General features: G+C 63.2%; 16 protein-coding genes and 1 pseudogene. 6 read left to right on the top strand and 11 right to left on the bottom strand.

From position 1 onward, the window contains the following. Positions 1-360 precede the first annotated feature (360 nt). Positions 361-1,638, bottom strand: a complete 1,278-nt coding sequence (locus AC0L3A_RS10425) for a L,D-transpeptidase (protein WP_245286082.1) — start codon at positions 1,636-1,638, stop codon at positions 361-363. Positions 1,639-1,889: 251 nt separating this feature from the next. Between AC0L3A_RS10425 and AC0L3A_RS10420 the strand changes: the two genes are divergently transcribed. Beyond that, entirely contained in the window at positions 1,890-3,029 is a 1,140-nt protein-coding gene (locus AC0L3A_RS10420; protein WP_473254311.1) for a lysozyme family protein, read from the top strand. An 83-nt stretch (positions 3,030-3,112) separates the two neighbouring features. Here the strand turns inward: AC0L3A_RS10420 and AC0L3A_RS10415 are convergent, their stop codons facing one another. From AC0L3A_RS10415 to AC0L3A_RS10405, 3 genes and pseudogenes are all read right to left on the bottom strand, one after another. Continuing rightward, positions 3,113-3,523 (bottom strand): hypothetical protein, encoded by a 411-nt coding sequence (locus AC0L3A_RS10415; RefSeq protein ID WP_007594128.1) that lies wholly within the window; start codon positions 3,521-3,523, stop codon positions 3,113-3,115. 716 nt (positions 3,524-4,239) lie between these two features. Next, a pseudogene (locus AC0L3A_RS10410) lies at positions 4,240-5,536 on the bottom strand (inorganic phosphate transporter). Positions 5,537-5,605: 69 nt separating this feature from the next. Continuing rightward, positions 5,606-7,117 (bottom strand): CYTH and CHAD domain-containing protein, encoded by a 1,512-nt coding sequence (locus AC0L3A_RS10405; RefSeq protein WP_473254309.1) that lies wholly within the window; start codon positions 7,115-7,117, stop codon positions 5,606-5,608. Between the two features lie 424 nt (positions 7,118-7,541). Between AC0L3A_RS10405 and AC0L3A_RS10400 the strand changes: the two genes are divergently transcribed. Beyond that, on the top strand, positions 7,542-7,754 hold the full coding sequence (locus AC0L3A_RS10400) for a hypothetical protein (protein ID WP_473254308.1): 213 nt from the start codon (positions 7,542-7,544) through the stop codon (positions 7,752-7,754). 225 nt (positions 7,755-7,979) lie between these two features. Here AC0L3A_RS10400 and AC0L3A_RS10395 read toward each other — a convergent pair whose 3' ends face one another. Together AC0L3A_RS10395 and AC0L3A_RS10390 are read right to left on the bottom strand one after the other, a co-directional pair. Next, a complete protein-coding gene (locus AC0L3A_RS10395; protein WP_007594111.1) occupies positions 7,980-8,237 on the bottom strand; it encodes an HGGxSTG domain-containing protein in 258 nt (85 codons plus the stop codon). A 29-nt stretch (positions 8,238-8,266) separates the two neighbouring features. Further along, on the bottom strand, positions 8,267-8,869 hold the full coding sequence (locus AC0L3A_RS10390) for a hypothetical protein (RefSeq protein ID WP_473254307.1): 603 nt from the start codon (positions 8,867-8,869) through the stop codon (positions 8,267-8,269). A 452-nt stretch (positions 8,870-9,321) separates the two neighbouring features. Between AC0L3A_RS10390 and AC0L3A_RS10385 the strand changes: the two genes are divergently transcribed. Then, the gene (locus AC0L3A_RS10385) at positions 9,322-10,296 is read left to right on the top strand and encodes a Bug family tripartite tricarboxylate transporter substrate binding protein (protein WP_473254306.1); all 975 of its coding nucleotides are present in this window, start codon (positions 9,322-9,324) and stop codon (positions 10,294-10,296) included. Here AC0L3A_RS10385 and AC0L3A_RS10380 read toward each other — a convergent pair. Beyond that, positions 10,283-10,768, bottom strand: coding sequence for an NUDIX hydrolase (locus AC0L3A_RS10380; protein WP_007594105.1), 486 nt, complete (start codon positions 10,766-10,768; stop codon positions 10,283-10,285). The genes AC0L3A_RS10385 and AC0L3A_RS10380 overlap by 14 nt on opposite strands. Before the next feature lie 102 nt (positions 10,769-10,870). Here AC0L3A_RS10380 and AC0L3A_RS10375 point away from each other — a divergent pair, with 102 nt between their 5' ends. Further along, positions 10,871-11,995 (top strand): DUF1236 domain-containing protein, encoded by a 1,125-nt coding sequence (locus tag AC0L3A_RS10375; RefSeq protein WP_473254305.1) that lies wholly within the window; start codon positions 10,871-10,873, stop codon positions 11,993-11,995. A gap of 49 nt (positions 11,996-12,044) precedes the next feature. On the opposite strand, the gene AC0L3A_RS10370 is transcribed toward AC0L3A_RS10375, so the two are convergent. Continuing rightward, positions 12,045-13,001 (bottom strand): lytic transglycosylase domain-containing protein, encoded by a 957-nt coding sequence (locus tag AC0L3A_RS10370; protein ID WP_354129422.1) that lies wholly within the window; start codon positions 12,999-13,001, stop codon positions 12,045-12,047. A 182-nt stretch (positions 13,002-13,183) separates the two neighbouring features. Here AC0L3A_RS10370 and AC0L3A_RS10365 point away from each other — a divergent pair, with 182 nt between their 5' ends. Beyond that, positions 13,184-14,218 carry a L,D-transpeptidase family protein gene (locus AC0L3A_RS10365; RefSeq protein ID WP_473254304.1) on the top strand — a complete coding sequence of 345 codons (1,035 nt, stop codon included), beginning with the start codon at positions 13,184-13,186 and terminating at the stop codon, positions 14,216-14,218. On the opposite strand, the gene AC0L3A_RS10360 is transcribed toward AC0L3A_RS10365, so the two are convergent. The 3 genes from AC0L3A_RS10360 to AC0L3A_RS10350 all read right to left on the bottom strand — a co-directional run bounded on the left by AC0L3A_RS10360 (position 14,215) and on the right by AC0L3A_RS10350 (position 16,764). After that, complete coding sequence (locus tag AC0L3A_RS10360) at positions 14,215-14,490, bottom strand: hypothetical protein (protein WP_007594098.1); 276 nt, start codon at positions 14,488-14,490, stop codon at positions 14,215-14,217. The two genes, AC0L3A_RS10365 and AC0L3A_RS10360, sit on opposite strands and share 4 nt — an antisense overlap. A gap of 79 nt (positions 14,491-14,569) precedes the next feature. After that, the gene (locus AC0L3A_RS10355; RefSeq protein ID WP_473254303.1) at positions 14,570-15,427 is read right to left on the bottom strand and encodes a VOC family protein; all 858 of its coding nucleotides are present in this window, start codon (positions 15,425-15,427) and stop codon (positions 14,570-14,572) included. A gap of 146 nt (positions 15,428-15,573) precedes the next feature. Continuing rightward, a complete protein-coding gene (locus tag AC0L3A_RS10350) occupies positions 15,574-16,764 on the bottom strand; it encodes a urate hydroxylase PuuD (RefSeq protein ID WP_473254302.1) in 1,191 nt (396 codons plus the stop codon). A gap of 228 nt (positions 16,765-16,992) precedes the next feature. Here AC0L3A_RS10350 and AC0L3A_RS10345 point away from each other — a divergent pair, with 228 nt between their 5' ends. Next, positions 16,993-18,330 carry a PQQ-dependent sugar dehydrogenase gene (locus tag AC0L3A_RS10345; RefSeq protein ID WP_473254301.1) on the top strand — a complete coding sequence of 446 codons (1,338 nt, stop codon included), beginning with the start codon at positions 16,993-16,995 and terminating at the stop codon, positions 18,328-18,330. The last annotated feature ends 105 nt before the right edge of the window (positions 18,331-18,435 follow it).

Raw genomic sequence — 18,435 nt, 5'->3', positions numbered from 1 at the left:
CAACACAGCCGGCTATCCGATCAAGACCCAGCGATCGGACGACCGAAGGGTCGCCTACCGGGCCAGGCCGGCCTAAAACGCATTGCACCATTGCTGCCCCATCGTTGCGTCAGATGTATTCAGCCAAGCGTAGGTATTTTGTCAGAATCGCGGACGAGTTGATAGCCGGTGGCCTGTAATGTCGCCTTCTGGCCCATAGCTGACCTGTCCCGCGCAGCCGGTCCATGACCGTTTGTGACCCTTAGCCGACCTCGCGCCGCTTTGGCTCAGGTGCGGACATCAAGTTGCACCAGAATTGCGATCGGACAATTCCACCGGCTTGCTCAGCGACATCGTGTGTTGGTGGGGTGCGCCGCCGCGTCAATGCGTTACCACGATGAAATCCGTGTCTTTTCCCGTCTCCTGGCTAATTCCGTTGTCGGAAACAATCAACGAAGAGGCCGGCGTCAGGAGTTCAGAGATCTTCTCAACCGTATCCTGGGGCATTTCGATGCGGTTGAGCGCCGCGTTGGCTTTGTCGGGTAACGGTTCCGGCGCGGTTTGCTTCGCGGGCGCTTCTCGCCGTTTCGTGGCAGCTTCGGACATACGGGGCAATTCCTCTGGAATCGACACGACGCTCCAGCGAATAGCCGTTCCCTCGTTCTGGAATTCCATTGCGGTAAACACGTGCGTTCCCAGCGGCTCCTCCGGATTTTCGATCTTGACCGGGACATCAAACAACGGCGTGAAGCCCTGACGCACGAACAGCTTGCTCAACTTACGACTGACGAAGATGGAGATCGGGACGATCTTTTTAGGCACGCTTGCAGCGGGAGCCGAGCCCGGCTCCTGGAGACTGGCGGCTTCTGGAGTCTCGGCGCTTGACACCAGTGATCCCTGCGTTGCCGCGGCTGCACCGATGCTCTTGGTTGCGACGGTGGCACTCTGGAATTCGGACGAACCGGACGCGGCTTTCGGTTGAAAAAGATGCGGATTGGTTATCTCGACCGGCTGGACATCACCATGCGCAATGATCACGCGCGTGCCGCGCTTCGTGAGATGCCAGAGTCGAACGGCAAAATCATTTTTCAAACGGATGCAGCCGTGTGACGCTGGATGCCCGGGCACGACACCGGCGTGCAACGCTATCCCTGACCAGGTGATGCGTTGCATGTAGGGCATGGGGGCGGCGCTATAAATATTTGAACGGTGCCATCGTTCTTTGCTGATGACGCTGAACACGCCGAGGGGAGTCGGATGCCCCTCCATTCCCGTGGACACCGAAGAGCGTGCAATCAGGGCCCCGTTGTCAAAAAGCGAGACCCGTTGGTCTGCGAGCGAGATGATGATCTGGAGCGGGCCCTTCGGAAGGGGCTCGGGCCGAACGCTCTTGGCCGTTTCAGAGTTTGTCTGCCGGTGGTGGTGCTTGTCTTTGTACGGAGCGTATGGGCTTCGCCAGAACGTGTGTTGGGGTCCAAACAGAAATTGAGCGTGTGCGATCCCCGCAGGGAGCATGAAAATGGCGAGTACAGCGGTTGTTATCGCGCGCTGCATTGCTGGTAATTCCTTAACGAGCATCGCCCGGTCCCGTAGGCGCGATTCCATCGTTTCGAGACGATGCGCGAAGCCGAAGCCTGATGCGTCATCCTGACAGCGCACCAAGCCTCTCCTCCAAATCTGGTCGCAGTGGGTCGAAAATTGGACCGTACTCACAATTACCGTGGGAGTTGCCGCTGAGACGGGCGCGATTGCTTGTGATCGACGCGTTGCAATCGGGCAACACGTTTCGGAAAAATTGACGAGCGGCCGTTTGCGCCATTGCGCGACCCACATTGAACCCAAGAATGAGCCTCTTCGCATGCTTGGCTTTTCTACACGGCTCCGGTGGAGCGTATGGGGGCGACGGCATCATGGACCCGCGGCGATTTGCGATAGTGGCGCCGACGTTTTGCGGAACGGTCGTTCTCGCGGGGTGGATCGCTGGCTGGCTGGCTGGCTTGGGTCCGGCCGGCACCGAGAACGCCCGCGCAGTGACCATCCAGGACCGCGCAGCATCTCTCGCCGCCACCGCGATGCTCGCGGATGAACCGCAGGCAATCGCAATGGGCAACACCGGACCCGCGAACGCCGCTGTTGCTAGCGCCGAAGTGGCGACGGCCGCTGAGCCCGCGGCGGGGACGGCCACCGACACCACGGCGGCCTCGGATAAATCGGAATCGATCGTCGTGGCCGCGTTGCCCGATTCGTCGCAAACGCTGTCGGCCGATTTACCGCCTGCGCAGGACTCGGTGGACTTGGGCCACCACGATGTCGCCCAGCTGGCGCCGACCACGTGCGGTGCATCCGGCGGTGCCTCCAGCACGGGGCCGCAGGATTTCCGGTATCTCATTTGTTATGTCTGGTCCGAACTGCCGCCTGCCGAGAAGCCGGCGGCGATCGTCTTGCGTTCGTTCAAGGACATCCCGGTCGGAACGCCGGTGGAAGAGATCAAGCGCGCGTCCGACGCTTTCGGTCTGGATTTCACTTTCATGAAGGCCGTGGCCAAGGTCGAGTCCGGTTTCGATCCCAAGCAGCGCACCGGGTCATATATCGGGCTGTTCCAGCTGAGCAAATACGAGTTCAGAAAATTCGGCTCCGGAGACATTCTTAGTCCCCGCGATAATGCCGTTGCGGCAGCCTACAAGGTCATCACGGAAGGCATTCTATTCCAGTGGGTGACGCACAGGAAGCCGGACTTGAACGATCTTTACCTGATCCATCAGCAGGGCTGGGAAGGCGCCGCGGAGCACCTCAGCCAACCCAATCGCATCGCCTGGAAATCGATGTGCGCCACTGGCGAAGGCAGGGAGAAGGGCGAAAAATGGTGCAGGCGCGCGATCTGGGGCAATACGCTTCCGGCCGTCAAAGAGGCGTGGAAATCCGTGGAGAAGCTGACGTCGGAGGCGTTCGTCGGAATGTGGCGCGAGCGGGTTGCTCATTTCCAATCGAAATACATGGGCACCGCGACCGCCGACGCCGAGCGGGCGCAGGCACCAGTGAACTCCCGTTGAGTGGTTAGCAGGAGTTGCCGCACCCGCGGGCGAGCGGGCCTTCCGTCGCTGGTCGCGCGGATGCGCTTTATATTGTTGCCTGATCAGTCATTCGCGCCGACATCGGTAAAAAGGAACCCCGCCGGCGTCTTGGTAAAGACGAAGATGACCTCGCCGCAGAAGACGAAGTAAGTGTCATTGTTCTCTTGATCGCGGTCGTAGACGGCCTTGCCGCGCTGGATACACGCGCGGTTTTTCGCCGTGAACGAGGTCGGATAGGTCTTGGCGCGAAATTGCGCGGCGTCACGAATTGCGCTGTCGTTCATGAACGGCAATCGTGTCATACCGGCGACGGCGGCGGAATCGTTTGTCCTCAGCGCCGCGCGAAACCTCTCGATGAAGGCATCGAATTCCTTCTGCAAGGCAGGAGAAGCGACGGCTTTCTTCGCTTGTACAACGGCTGGAGCAAGGTTCACGAAAGCGGTTGCGAGCATAATTCTCAGCAAAAATCCCAAGGGTCGGCTCCGTCCATCGACTAATCAAGGCCCTCCGACCGATCCAAATCCATGGTGTTCTGTTGCGTCAAGGGCTTTCTGGCGCGCCAGCGCAGCGTTAGCCCGCGCCCAGGCGTGGACCAACAGCATTTGCTTGGCGCCCACTGCTGCTTTTCAACCCTTAGCCGATCTCGAGGCTGGCGCCGAGCTTGTCCGCTCGTGACGGCGTAGCCGAGCAAAGCCCTCAGGGACTCTAAGAAAATGACCCACGGTGCAAGTCTGCAGGGCATCTGTTGCGGGTCTCTGCAAGCGTCCTCGTCAACAACAATTGCGATCTACGCTGGCTTGAGAATCTATTCGGCAACTCGCGACAGCTCCCCAAGTAGCTTCAACGCATCATCCAGCACCTCGTGAAGCTGCCTTCGTTCAGCGGCCGCATCACGCGTGAATGCGCCGTGCGTTTGCGCATTCTGATTTCCTTTCGGCGCGCCTGATCTCCGTGCGCCGCCGTGCATGCGGCAGCGAGACTCGCCGTGCACGGCGGGTGAGAAGACAGCTATTTTGATCTCGCTCCAATGCGAGCAACGCAAGGATCAGCGCGCGGGCACCGCCCGCGTCGTTGGTGGCGCGGTCCCCATCAGCGTCCCGTCCCGATCAGCTTTTCGGTGGCGTTACACGATCGGGCGGCCCGTGCCCAAGTGGCGCGCCGACAGACCATCGTTGCAGATGGCGAACGGTCAGATCACGGCGTGGAACATCATATACAGCAGGCCGGCGATCAGCATGGCCGCGGGCAATGTCAGAACCCATGCCAACACGATGTTCCTGATCGTGCCCGTCTGCAGCCCCGAGCCGTTGGCCGCCATGGTACCGGCGACGCCGCTGGACAAGATATGCGTGGTCGACACCGGCATGCCGTAAACCTCAGCCCCGAGGATGGTGCCGGCGGCCACCAGCTCGGCCGAAGCACCTTGCGCGTAGGTCAGGTGCTGCTTGCCGATGCGCTCACCGACCGTCACGACGATCCGCCGCCAGCCGACCATGGTGCCGAGGCCAAGCGCGATCGCGACCGAGACCTTGACCCAGGTGGGAATGAAGCGCGTGCCGTCTTCCAGGCTGGTGCGATAGTTCTTCAGGATCGCGGCATCGCCCGGCTCGAGCTTGGCGCCCGCCTCGGGCAGCAGACGGATGGCGTCGGCCGCCAGGTACATGTCGTTGCGCATATTGGGCGTCGCCGCCGCCGGAACCCGGCTGATCGATCCGTAGCTCTTCACGTCATTGGCGACCTCGTCGGACAGGCTTGCGAGCGCTGCGAACACGTCCGGCCGGTTCAGGTTCCGGGTCTTGAGCGCGGTCCCGATCAGGCCGCGTGCATCGTTCGGACTGACCTGCTGAGCGCCTTGTGCATGCGCCGCGAACACCCACTTCGCCTTGCTGGTGATGTCGACGAACGCCGGCGTGCTCGAATAGAAGCTCGTTGGTAAGCCCGACGCCCATGATCGATCCGATCAGACAGTGCGACGAGCTGTTCGGGATGCCCATCGACCAGGTCGCGAGATTCCAGATGATTGCCGCGATCAGCAGGGCGAAGATCATGGCGTAGCCGGCGGCGCTGCCGACCTGGAGGATCAGGTCGACCGGCAACAGCGTGATCACGCTGTAGGCCACCGCGCCGGTGGAAACGAGCACGCCGAGAAAGTTGAACACGCCCGACCAGATCACCGCGGTCAGCGGCGGCAGGCTGTGGGTGTAGATGACGGTCGCGACTGCATTGGCGGTGTCATGGAAGCCGTTCACGAATTCGAAGCCGAGTGCGATCATGAGGGCGACGCCCAGCAGCAGCAGCGCACTGATCGCGAGTGGCTCGCCGACGCTTTGCGTATCGGTGAAGATGCCGTAGGCGGCATAGCCGATGCCGCTGACGAGGAAGAGCAGGAAGACCGCCACCATGCTGACATGGGGTTTCTTGTGGAGGTCGGGTTTGGCGGCGGCTTGCGCGGCCGGACGTGCATCGTTGAGTGCGAGATCGGACATGGGGATTGCTCGGCGGTCAGTCTGTCAGCGATGATCCCGGCGGATCAGGAAATCCATGGGAGCCTCAGCTCAGCCGCTGGGCACGGCGCGCAGCCGGCGCAACCGGTGCAGCTCCTTTGCCGCGTCCTTCATCAGGCCATCGGCGGCCTCGCGTTCCTGGCCGACGATGACCCCCGATGTGAAAGCCTGGGCGCGGCGGTGTGCAGGCGGCGCCGCCAGCGCAGCCTCGGTCGCCAGTTTGCGGTGTGTCATGAAGTCGTTCAGCGATCCCAGGGCCGATTGAATCTGCTTCAGCCGGCCGGAAAGAGCTGCAAGCTCCCTCTGGCCGCGATCGCCGTAAAGGCTGCTGAAGAAGTCGGTTGCATAGCGAATCTTCTTGATCTTGATCCGCAGCTTGTGGCGTTGCACCGGATCGAGATTATTCAGTCGCTTGCCTTGCTTTCGCGCCTTCCTGATGCGCCGATCCAGCACCTCCGCGGCGTAGGCGGCGATCGAGCGGTCGTCATCGACGCGAGGCCGTCCGGCTTCGATCCACTCGATCGTATCGATCAGCAGGCGGCGGTAACGCGCCGCCGCGACCGCGTCGCGGGCGCGCTTGAAAGCCGCCATCCTTTGCCTTGAGAACCTCTCGCGGATCGCCCGTGCGCCGCGTGCCGGGACGCCGTGCCTGGTGATCGGCTGTATGCTCTCCTTCAGAAACACGTCGATTTCACGCGCAGGCGCCAGTTCGTCGGTGAGCCATTTCAGCTCGGCCTTGATCCGCGCCGTGCTTGCTCGCGGCAGGATGTCGCCGAACAGCGAAATCGCCGCGCGCAGGCGCCGCAGCCCGACGCGCATCTGATGAACGCCCTCGGCATCGAGGTCACGCACAGGATCGGCGTTCGCCGTGATGTGACGCAGCGTCGAATGCGCGATCACGCGGAATGCCTCGTGCGGCGATTGCTCGGGAATGAGCTCGATCGCCTCGGCATGTTGCGCGCCGCCGCCGCTGTTCGCGACGAGCTGGTAACCGCGCTCGGCCTTGGAGCGCAGATCAAGCTCGGCCCCCGTTCGGCGTTCGAGATGGCGCGCGAGGCGGAACAGGTCCGCGACATGTCCGGATTTGAGTTCCAGCTCCAGTTCGGCAACGGGCCGTGACCGCCGCCCGGCGCTGATGCGGCCCCGGTCGACGGCGAGTTCGATCTGGCTCTTTCGTACGCGGCGGGCCTGCGCCATCCGACGGATGTCGGTCTGGAATACCGGCTTCAGCTTGCGGGGAAGTTTCCCCGTAGCAAGGCGCCGGAGCGGTGTATGGCTGGTCTTGGCAAGATCGGGATTTGCGCCGGAGACCTCGTGCTCCCATTCTCCGCGCCTTACGCCGCCCGCGCTGCCTGCTTTGACGGTTTGCACGTAGCGGTCCTCGATCTTGCGAACGCGTAGCGTTAGGCCGTGGCGCCTCAGCTTGTGCCTGTTCGTATCGTAGTAGGTCGACACCAGCGTCTGCTCGGATTTGTCGCGGCGCTGGCCCGCAGCGCCGCTCCGCAAAATCGACGACAGTTTGTGCGGTGAAATCCGGAATTTCAGTTCCGTTTCTGCATTCATGGCTGGATCTTTCCGTTGCCCATTCAAAGTGGCGCACCCGCGGGAAGTTCCGATGCTGCGAGCATTTCAAAGCGGCTGGCGATTAGGGGCGCCGCAAGTCATGGAAACTTCACGGAACCCGGCGCCAGCGTGCTCGATTGAGGAGCAGCACCACGATTGAAGGAGGCAGCCTTGAGGCGAACGAACGCAATTGCGATCCTGATCATCGTGCTCATCCTCGCTGGCGGTGCTGCTGCGCTTTATCGTCTGGATACCGGCGAAGGAACCCGTACCAGTCGCGCGGATTCGGCAAGGACGGCGTCGGATTGAGCCGGGCGGATCCTGCCGAGAGCCAGGCTTGCCGCAGCGATTGACCGGAGAGCAAATACGTCGATGTCCAGAACCGCGATCACCGTTCGAGACCTCACGGCCGGGGTGCTTGCCATTGTCCATGCGCATCCAGACTGCGAAGCTCGTGAAGGAGATCGCGATCACGCCGGTTGAGATCACCGGCGTGGGAAGGACTTGGCACGCGAATCTCGTCGACAGCGGCGGCGCCGATGTGCAGCGCGCGGCCAGCGTCTTGAGGCAGGCGAGAGACGATCTCGAGCCGATGTTTGAATTGGTTGACGAACCGCCACCGAAGGACGAGCCCTGAAAAAGCCCGCGATCCATCCAGATGACTTCCCGGTTGAGACCAGCAAGACGACCGTCAAGACCAACAAGGGCGAACCGCTTGCGGACGCCGAAAGCGAGCCGGTGGCGGAGGAGATCGCCGACCGTCTCAACGAGCATGCCTACCGCGAGGAGCACGATCGATGGTCGCCGTGACCTCCGGATATCCACGGTCGCAATCGACGCTACGCGCAACAGCCGTTCGCTGTCATTCCGCCGACGGACTGGCGCGGCTTAGTTCGCGAAGCAGTTCGCCTGCCTGATCCAGCAGTGTCCGAACGTTGTTCCGCTCCGCGACCGCTTCCCCCGTGAACATCCCATGCTTCCGCGCATTGCGGTTGCCGGGCGGCGCGCCTGTCCTTGCGGCGCCGCCATGCATGCGACATCGACTCTTGCCGCGCACCGCCGGCGCGCAACAGGGGGTACCACTACGAGCCCTTGCGCCGCAGCGGCGGCTCGCTTGCATCGGGCTGGTGTTGCGAACGTGATCGCTGCTCATGCGATGGCGCCGTCCTCTACGTCAACGTTCGGCTCCGCGACGATCATGCTGGCGTGTTGCGTGACGTTGCCCACGATCGCCCTGCCGCCATCCTGCACCGACAAATTCCGGACCGTGATCGCACGCTCGCCGTTGTTGCGGTGACGGCTGAGTGCCTCGATCTGGGCTGCGAAGGTGCGGCTCAGCCGCGTCAATGCGCGCGTGAGGCTCTCCTGCTGCGGAATGTCGTCGGTGAGAGCGAGGCGGCAGGCAGAGCGCATCGCTGCGGCGTGAACGGACACCATCTGCACGGCGAGCATGGCCTCGATCGAATCCTTCGGCGCGATGCTCTTCACCAGCGAGATCATGAAGGCGAGATTGGCTTCATCGGGCTTCCGTCCGGTCATGCTGGCCTTCACCAATTGCTTGAGGAGACCATGCAGCGCGTCGCAGTCGGCGGCGCCGAGCGCCTCGGCCAGCAGCCGTTCGCCGGCTTGGCGGTCGGCATGGAGGATCGCAATCCGCCGCTTGTAGAGCTTGACCCGCGGGCTCGCGGCGGGGCCGCTGCGATCGTTTGCCGCAACTGGCAGCGTGCTGTGGCGTTTCGCAGATGTCGTCATGTGCTGTGTCCTCTGCCCGTGCGGGCTCATTGCGCGCGACATCGATCGCTCGGCTCGCGCGCCTGTGGGATTTTCAGGATGTTGATGAAGGGCTTACGCGCAATCGCCGCGAGGTGCCCCGAGGCGCCCCGTGGACGGGCGGCGTGGACGCTGACGATTGTTGCGATGATGGCATTCTGCCGGTGTTTTGCCCGACGAGTCAAACGAAGATTGCGAAGCGCGCAATCCTCGTTCGTACAAATCCTCGTTCGTGCAAGTCCTTGTTCTTGCAGGTGCCGGCTACTGTGCATGGGGTTGTTTTCGCGTTTTTTGTTTCGAAGCGGCTCCAACCTGCCGCGCGACGGAATGCCAGCGTGCAAACGCGATTGCGAAATCCGCCGCCGCCGCTCATCATGATCCGCGAATGCGCCGCATCATGCAAAGCGGCTGCGATTTGTCTGGGGAGAGAACGAATGCAACGAACGCTTCGCCTGCTGGCGATCGTCGCCGGATTGTGCGTGACGACGGAGGCCCTCGCGCAAAAATATCCGGTGCGGCCGGTCAAGATCATGGTCGGCTTCAGCGCGGGCGGCCCGGTCGACGTCGTCGCGCGCATCGTCGCCGATCGGCTGAGTAACAAGCTCGGACAAGCCTTCGTGGTCGAGAACCGCGCCGGCGCCAACGGCATGATCGCGGCCGAAGGCGTCGCGCATGCGGAAGGCGACGGCTACACGATGCTGGCCTGCAACTCATCCACGATCACGCTCAACAAGACGCTGTTCAGGGATATCCGCTACGACCCGGAAAAGGACTTTTCGCCGCTCACCACCGTCGTGTCGGCGCCGCTCGTGCTCGTGGTCAACCCGGAGAATCCCAAGACAGCCAACATCAAGACCGTCGCCGATCTCGTCGCCGCGGCAAAGGGTGCGCCCGGCGCGCTTGCCTACGGCTCGGGCGGCAACGGCAACCTCGCCCATCTCGCCATGGAGCTGCTCAGCCAGAAAGCCGGCGTCAGGATGATCCACGTGCCTTATCGCGGTGGTGCGGCGTCCGAGGTCGGCATCCTCGCGCAGGAGGTCCTGGCGGTGTTCGATCCCTTGTCCGCCGTGCCGCTGGTGAAGGCCGGTAAGCTGCGCGCGCTCGCGGTGTCCTCAGCCGAGCGGCTGCCGGCGCTGCCTGATGTGCCGACCGTCGCGGAAGCCGGCTATCCCGGCTTCGACATCTCGTTCTGGGTCGGCTTCTTCATGCCGAAGGCAACGCCCGCGCCGACGCTCGAGATGCTGCACCGGGAGATCGTCGCCGCCGCCAACGATCCCGTGTTACGTGAGCGGCTGGAGACGCAGGGCGTCGTCAGCGTGCTCAGTCCGGCCGAGTACACCGCCAAGATCGCGAAGGAGACCAAGGAGCTTGCCGAAGTCGTGGCGGCGGCAAACATCAAGGCGGAGTAGGGCGTCTGCTTGGCGTGATGCCGACCACCTCAGCCAGCCGCTCGAGCAGCGGGCGCTGTCCTGTGTTGATCTTCCCGTGCGCTTCTGCGAGCGTGAACCATTCGGCACGATCGACCTCCGGAAAGGTCTGACGTTTGCCGCTGCGCGGCGGCCATTCCATCTCGAAACTGTTGCTGCGAATGCTGCGCACGTCGAGGTCCAACTCAGCCGCGAACGCGGTGACGATCTTGCCGCCGCGCTGCTTGACCTGACCAAGCGAAGTCAGCGGCACGGACAGCTCAAGTCCAAGCTCCTCGGCAAACTCCCGTCGCGCCGCGATGTCTGCGTCTTCTTCGTCCGCATACTCGCCCTTCGGGATCGACCATGCACCGAGGTCCTTGTTGCGCCAGAATGGTCCTCCGGGATGAACGAGGAGAACCTCGATTCCCCGGCGCTTCCGATAGGCAATGATCCCGGCGCTTTTCGATGGCATCGCAGGTTCCCTGCAGGCGGCGCATTCGCCCGGGAAAAAGTGGAACAGACGGTTTTAGCGCAGGTTAATAGCCAACGCTTTGACCGAACAAGGGAGTGAACCATGATCCGCCTGTTGGCAACGACAGCCTTAGGGCTGGTGCTGGCGAACGCCGCCTTTGCGCAATCGCCAAGCACGAACACCAAATCCGAGCAGACGCCGCAATCCCAGTCGAATTCCGCAGCTCCGTCCAACACGTCGCCCTCTGGCGCGGCACAAACGCAACAGACCACGTCGCAGCCGCAGCAATCATCAACGCCGGCAGCGTCGACACAGAATACCCAGGCGACCACTCCGTCTTCCGGGTCGGCCAATTCCGGCTCCGGGACCAACGCCACCAACAGCGCGGACACGTCCTCCCGGCCGGCCAGCGGTACGGCAAACTCCAACACGGCCGGCAACCAGCCCGCCTCGCAGCAGAGCGCCAATCCGCCGGCGGCGAACGCGAACCAGACGCAGGATCGCTCCAATCCTCCGTCGAACAATACCAATCAGGCACAGCAGGCGCCTGGTGCAGGTGGCGCCAACCAGGCCCAGCAATCGCCAAACGCGCCGAGCAGCAATCAGGCGCAGGGCGAGCGGACCGGCGCCAATTCACAGACCGCCGCCCGCACTAACGTCAACCTCGACAAGCAGCAGGAGACCAAGATCAGCGCGTCCATCTCCCATCTCAACGTGCGGCCGCTGACCAGCGTCAATTTCTCGCTCAACGTCGGCACGGTGGTGCCGCGCGATGTCCAGCTGTCGACGCTGCCGCCCGACGTGGTCGAGATCGTGCCGCAATATCGCGGCTACAGCTTTGCGCTGGTGAAGGATGAGATCGTGGTGGTCGATCCGGCGACATACAAGATCGTGACGGTGCTGCCTTACTCGGGACAATCCACCGCGACAACGACGACCACGCGCGAGCGCAGCGCCCGCAAGTTTTCGGATCGCGATCGCGAAGTGATCCGCAAGCATGCGAAGACCCGCACCGAGGGACGGAGCGAACGACAGACCACCGGCAGCACTGCGCGGTCCGAAATCCATGTTGGTGACCGCGTTCCCGAGAGTGTCGAGGTCGAGGAATTCCCGAGCAGCGTCTACCGGGACGCGCCCGACCTGCGCGAGTACCGCTACATCCACCGCGATACGCGGACCTATGTCGTCGAGCCCAGCGAACGCCGCATCATCGAGGAGATCGACTAGTTCGCGGACCACCGGAAGCCGCTCCATCGAGCAGCTTCCGGATTTCGCATCAGCCCGAAGATCGTTCGCGCGCCGCAAAACGGATGGCGCGGGCCTTCGCGCTCTTTCCCGCCGCGCGCGCGGCGATCATGTTGCGTGCCTTACCGTGGGTGCTCTTCCGGATCAGGGACGCGAGCCGCTTGCGTGCGCGGCTGGCCGTCAATCGCGCCGCCAGTTGCTCCGCCTTGCGAATGATGGTCGTGACCGAGGGCGTCAGGTTCACCGGAACCCAGGCGACGTCTTTCGTCTTGGACAGGCTGCCGATGCCCTCGCAGGGAGCTTCGCGCGGCAGGTCGATCCGGATCGCGAGGGCTTCCGCGCGCTCGGTCCAGTCCTCGGCCCTGGTGCCGGTGATGATGCGGACATAGTCGCGTGTCTCACGCGGCAGCTCGCTCTCTTTGGCAAGCCATTTCTGGATCCGGCCGGGGCCTGCGTTGTAGGCGGCTGCGGCAAGTCCGAGATTGCCGAAATCGTCGCGTAGCTTGCGCAGGAATTTGGCCGACGCCGGCAGCGCCTTCATCGCATCGAACGGATCATCCAGCCCGACCTCCGCTGCCGTTTGCGGCATGAACTGTGCGACGCCTTGCGCGCCGGCCTGGCTGACCTCGTTCGACTTGAAGCGGCTCTCCTGCCAGATCAAACGTGCGAAGAACGGCACCGGAATGCCGCTGGCTTCGGCCGCTCCGCGAAGCGCGTGGCAGAAGCGCTCCGTCGGCGAAACCGGCGCCTGCGCGACGGGTTCGACCGTATCCGGCGGCTCGGGCATCTCCTCATAGGCCGCACGCGCATTGGCGAGCTCAAGCGCCTGCACGCTTGCGAGGAACAGTTCGACCACCGGAACAAGTGGCGAGGCCTGAGTGTTTTGAAGAACGGTGTGATCGAAGGCTGACGTTTGGCGGGACACCGACGGATCGAAGTCGCACATCAGAATCATGAACGCGGCGCAAGCCGCGACGACAAATCGCATTTGCTGGAGCAACCTCGAACTGTGGGTGAACGGCCAGCGGTGCGCCGGCGATAAGGAGTTCTTAACCGTGCGATTGCGGCAAAGCTGCGGTCTCACCGGTTCCGCCGGTGTTACTACGGTGTTCCCGCCGGGAAACTCTTGTCTCCGCGAATTTGCGGGCATGGCGAATTGGGACGAGCGAGATGATGCGATGGATGCTTGGCGCGGTGATTTCGCTGTCGGTGATCTCTGCGGCGCTTGCAGGCAATCTTGATCCAGCAGCGGTGAACGACGCTGCGCGTCCCGCAAAGCAAATTGCTGCCGATAAGCTCAACGCATCGATCGTGAAGCTTGAGATTTTGCTCGACCGTGCGCGGTTCTCGCCGGGGGAGATCGACGGCAAGCTCGGGGAGAACGCGCAGAAGGCGCTGAAGGCATTCGCCGAGCAGAACGGCGTTGCATCCGACAAAACGATCGCACCGGAGCTTTGGGATAAGTTGAACGCCGCGAGCGAAGGCCCGATCCTGATCGAATACAAGATCACGGATGCGGATGTGAAGGGGCCGTTTCTGAAGGAGCTGCCCGGCAAGCTTGATGACATGAAGCCGCTGAAGGCGCTGAGCTACACCAGTCCGCTCGAAGGGCTTGCCGAGAAATTCCACATGAGCGCCGATCTGCTCAGGGCGCTCAACCCGGACAAGGCCTTCGACAAGGCCGGAGAGACCATCGTCGTTGCAAACGTTCCGGCGCGGCGAGAGCTGCCGCACATCGCGCGGCTCGACATCGACAAGAAGAACGGCACGCTGAAAGCATTCGACGAGGGCGGCACCCTCATCGCATTCTATCCCGCGTCAATCGGAAGTCCGGATCGTCCGACGCCGAGCGGTACGCTCAAGGTCACCAGCGCCCACGAGAATCCGGTCTATCACTACAACCCCGACTACAAGTTCAGAAGCGTCAAATCGAAAAAGCCGTTCGATGTTCAGCCGGGCCCGAACAATCCGGTAGGAGCATACTGGATCGGCATGTCCGCGCAGGGTTACGGCATCCACGGAACGGCGGAGCCCGACAGGGTCAGCAAGTCCGCGTCGCATGGCTGCGTCAGGCTGACCAATTGGGACGTGCGCGCGCTGGGCGAGCACGTCAAGCGCGGCACACCGGTGGTCTTCCTGGATGCGCCGACGGACTCCTCGTCCGAGCAGCGGCGGAAGTCCGTCGGCAGGCGCGCCTCGAACTAGTCTTTGGGAAAGTCCTTGCGCATCGCGATCTCGGCGGCATCGCCGGGCGATAGCACGGTCTGGTCGAACGCTGCTTGCGGCCTCGTCATGATGTCGTAAAGCGAGATGCCTTTGATCGGCTTGCCCATGAGCTCGCGGACGCAGTCGGCGAGCGTGCCGTCGTAGACGAGATAGGGCGGACCTCGATCCTTCTGCCTCTCGCCTTTCAGCGACGGCCACTTCTTCAGTTCGGCCGGCGCGTCATAGGCGATCGGCGATTTCTCTTTGAACATGCGCTTGGCCCCTGAAGGCGCGGGTAGCCCAGGAGCCTAGGACGGCGCGGTAAAACGTTTGTTAAAGAATTAGTTCAAATCAGCCGGCAACAAAGGCGAGCAGAGTGCCGTTCGCCTTGGCCGGCGGCACGCAGATCGCAGACCCGCTGCGCACCGCTGCCGAACCAAGCGCCTTCTCGGTGGCCGCGAGATCGCCGCTCACGAGCACCAGGGCAGCGCCTCCGCGTTCGGAAAGACCCGCGAGCGGCACGTCGGGATAGCGTTTGCCGAGCTGCTCCAGCGTCAAGTAAACGAAATCGGCCCGATCGCCACCGGAGGCCACGGTCACAGCGTCGTCGGTTTCATTCTTCGGCTCGCGGTCGATCAGCCGTCCCAGATGCGCGGCCTCCTTCGCGGGTTCGGGCGTCGCGATCAATGTCTGCTTGATCCGCTTGGCCGCATTGGCGTGCTTCATCAGCTCGGGAATCCACACCGTCTCCCGCGTCTTGTGCTGGCAAGCGAAAATGCGCACGCCGCCGGGCGCTTCCGCGGTCGGCCACATGAAGGTGCGGAATTTCGCCGCCGAGATCGTGCCATCGGGCAGCGTCACGGGCCTTTCGAAATCGGTCGGGCCGATCGGCTCCAGGCCGCGTGCGCGGATTTCCTCTGCGCCGGCAGCGGAATCGACCGCAGTGAAGGCGATGCGCTCGATGCCTTCGCCGCGCTGGTCCAGGAAAGCACGCGCGGGTGCATTGTGCTCGGTCGCGGCGAGCACGCCGAGCAGCTCCATATAATCCGGGTCGAACATGATGGTGTAGTTGCCGGTGCCCATATGTGCGCTGTGAGTGCCGCGCGGCGAGAGGGTGAAGCCGAGCTGCCGGTAATTCTCGGCGGCTTTGTCGAGGTCCTGAACCATGACCACGGCGTGGTCGATGCCGATGACGTTCTTGAGAGCCACTGTTCTTTCCCCGAATGCAAACTGACTGGACCGCCGTTGGCAGCCACAAATCCTGTCTACGCTGGATAGGCGGTCAAGTCATTTTCAAATCGGCGGGACATGCGGAAATTTCATTCCGCGAAAGGCGATATCGACGCGCGACGGCGTCAGCGCGCCTGCTCGATATAGGCGGCGAGAATGGCGCGCTCCTCGCTGGTCATTTCGGTGATGTTGCCCGGCGGCATCGCATTGGACCAGGCGGCGACGCGGCCGATCAGGCGGATGTTGCGATGGATATGCTCGGGCGCGTCGAGCAATATGCCCTTGGGGGCGGTCACGATGCCGGCCCAGACCGGCTCGGCGGCGTGGCACATGCTGCACCGTGACGTCACGATCTCCTCGACATTGGCCACCGTGACCGGCGCCGACAGCGCGCTTGTCTTGACCTCGCGCGGGCCGGCCGCGGAGAGGAAGAGGATCGCGATCACGCCCGCCGCTGCGATGCCCCACACCCACCACGGCGATTTGCGCCCGGCATGCCCCTCGTTGAAGAAGTGCCGGATCACGGGGCCGAGCGCCAGGATGATGGCGACGATGATCCAGTTGAAGCGCGTGGCATAGAGCAGGGGATAGTGGTTGCTGATCATCAGCACGACGACAGGCAGCGTTAGATAGTTGTTGTGAACCGAGCGCTCCTTGCTTGACTTGCCGAGCTTCGGATCGGGCGCCTGTCCCGCGAGCAGGGCGGCTACGATCTTCTTCTGGTTCGGGATGATCAGCGTGAAGACGTTGGCGACCATGATGGTGCCGATGATCGCCCCGATCTGGTTGAATGCGCCGCGCCCGCTCAGCACGTGGGTGAAAGCATAGGTCAATGCGACCAGGAACAGATAGCCGCCGATGGCGAAGGGCAGTTCGCGTTGCGCGAGCCCGGTGCGGCAGGCGCCTTCATAGAGCAGCCATGCCAGCGCGAGGCTGCAGAGGCTAAACAGGCCGGCCTGGAATGGCGTGAGGTTGAGGATCGACTTGTCGACCAGGAACAAATCGGCCTCGAGATAATACACCACCACCATCAGCGCGAAGCCGGACAGCCAGGTGGTGTAGGCCTCCCATTTGAACCAGGTCAGCTCGTCCGGCATCTGGGCAGGCGCGACCAGATATTTCATGATCCGGTAGAAGCCGCCGCCATGGACTTGCCAGGCCTCGCCTTGCACGCCGTCGGGGAGATCGCGCCGGGGCCTAAGGCTGAGGTCGAGGGCGATGAAATAGAAGGAACTGCCGATCCAGGCGATCGCGGCGACCACGTGCAGCCAGCGGAGCAGCAGGCTCGCCCATTCCGATATGATGGATCCCCACATGATCACCCCAACAGATGCAGCCCCAATGCCGCAGCCTTGATGACCGCAACCGGCGGCCCCGCCCTTACAATGTGTCGCACCGATCAGCCGCATTTTCCAGTACGATGGGCTGCGGCTGATGCACATCCTGCGGGCATGAGCTGACGTGGGATTCGGCAGGCATTTGGCCTGTCGCAGAACGTTTGCGCGTCGTTGATGCGCCAGACGTGACGGCCGGGAGGAAACGACGTGAGGAACAGGATTTCGTTCGTAGCGATGTCCGCCGGGTGGCTGGTCGCGGTCGCGAGCTGCGCCCAGGCGGAGCCGGTGCTGCAGGGCAAGGATGCCTACGGCGATTGGCAGGCCGACAAGCCTGGCACGGTCAGATTGATCCGGCCGCAGGATCTGGTCAGGCCCGGCGCCACGCGGTCGGTTGCGAGGTCGTCGCGCGTGGTGCCGCGCCCACCGGAGGGTGCGCTTCAGGTGCCAACCGGCTTCAAGATCGAGCTGTTCGCCGAGGGCCTGCGGGCTCCGCGCATCGTGCGCGTGGCGCCGAACGGCGATATCTTCGTCGCCGAGACGCGCGCGGGCAACATCCGCGTGATGCGCGCCGGCGAAAACGGCAAGGCCGCGACCAATGAGGTGTTCGCTGCCGGACTGCGGCAGCCCTTCGGCATCGCCTTCTTTCCGAACGGCGATAATCCGCAATGGGTCTATGTCGCCAACACCGACAGCGTGGTCCGCTTTCCGTACCAGGCCGGCGATCTCAAGGCGCGCGGCAAGGCGGAGACGATCGTGGCGGGCCTGCCGCATGACGGCGGTCATTCCACCCGCGACATCGTCTTCACACCTGACAACAAGCGCATGCTGGTGTCGGTCGGCTCGCTCAGCAACGTCGCCGAGGGCATGGGTACGCCGCCGGGCGGATTGGATGTGTGGTCGAAAACCCATCCGCTTGGTGCGGCGTGGGCGAGCGAGACCGAGCGCGCCGCCGTGCTGGCCTTCAATCCTGATGGCAAGGAGCGGAAGATCTACGCCACTGGTATCCGCAACTGCGTCGGACTCGCGGTCCAGCCACAGACCGGGCTGCCGTGGTGCTCGACCAACGAACGCGACGGGCTCGGCGACGATCTCGTGCCTGACTATGTGACCAGCGTGAAGGAAGGCGCGTTCTACGGCTGGCCGTGGTTCTATATCGGCGGCAACGAAGACCCGCGCCATGCCGGCGCGCGGCCGGACCTCAAGGACAAGGTGACGATACCCGATGTGCTGGTGCAACCGCACTCGGCCTCGCTCGGCATGACCTTTTATCAGGGCACGCAGTTTCCATCCGAATACCAGGGCGATGCTTTCGCGGCCGAGCACGGCTCCTGGAACCGGTCGAAGCGCACCGGCTACAAGGTGATCCGCATCCGGATGAAGGACGGCAAGCCGACCGGCGAGTACGAGGATTTCGTCACGGGATTCGTGGTGAGCGACACCGAGGTGTGGGGGCGGCCGGTCGGTGTTGCTGTGGCGAAGGATGGATCGCTGCTGGTGTCGGAGGATGGCAACGGGACAATCTGGCGGGTGACAAGCGTGCGCTGAGCCGCGGTGGAGGTGTACCCTCGCCCCTTGCGGGAAGAGGGTGGCTCGCCGCATAGCGGCGAGACGAGTGAGGGGTTCTATCCGCGAACTCCTTGTGCATGTGCG

The sequence above is a fragment of the Bradyrhizobium sp. MI1.3 genome, from assembly GCF_055811695.1.
Note: the sequence above shows the minus strand (reverse complement) of the source record. Positions and strands in the feature narration are given on the sequence as shown.

Excerpts from the sequence above, each read along its gene's own strand:
- AC0L3A_RS10420 (WP_473254311.1), top strand. The coding sequence starts at position 1,890 with ATGGACCCGCGGCGATTTGCGATAGTGGCGCCGACGTTTTGCGGAACG.
- AC0L3A_RS10405 (WP_473254309.1), bottom strand. The coding sequence starts at position 7,117 with ATGAATGCAGAAACGGAACTGAAATTCCGGATTTCACCGCACAAACTG.
- AC0L3A_RS10395 (WP_007594111.1), bottom strand. The coding sequence starts at position 8,237 with ATGCAAGCGAGCCGCCGCTGCGGCGCAAGGGCTCGTAGTGGTACCCCC.
- AC0L3A_RS10390 (WP_473254307.1), bottom strand. The coding sequence starts at position 8,869 with ATGACGACATCTGCGAAACGCCACAGCACGCTGCCAGTTGCGGCAAAC.
- AC0L3A_RS10385 (WP_473254306.1), top strand. The coding sequence starts at position 9,322 with ATGCAACGAACGCTTCGCCTGCTGGCGATCGTCGCCGGATTGTGCGTG.
- AC0L3A_RS10380 (WP_007594105.1), bottom strand. The coding sequence starts at position 10,768 with ATGCCATCGAAAAGCGCCGGGATCATTGCCTATCGGAAGCGCCGGGGA.
- AC0L3A_RS10375 (WP_473254305.1), top strand. The coding sequence starts at position 10,871 with ATGATCCGCCTGTTGGCAACGACAGCCTTAGGGCTGGTGCTGGCGAAC.
- AC0L3A_RS10370 (WP_354129422.1), bottom strand. The coding sequence starts at position 13,001 with ATGCGATTTGTCGTCGCGGCTTGCGCCGCGTTCATGATTCTGATGTGC.
- AC0L3A_RS10365 (WP_473254304.1), top strand. The coding sequence starts at position 13,184 with ATGATGCGATGGATGCTTGGCGCGGTGATTTCGCTGTCGGTGATCTCT.
- AC0L3A_RS10360 (WP_007594098.1), bottom strand. The coding sequence starts at position 14,490 with ATGTTCAAAGAGAAATCGCCGATCGCCTATGACGCGCCGGCCGAACTG.
- AC0L3A_RS10350 (WP_473254302.1), bottom strand. The coding sequence starts at position 16,764 with ATGTGGGGATCCATCATATCGGAATGGGCGAGCCTGCTGCTCCGCTGG.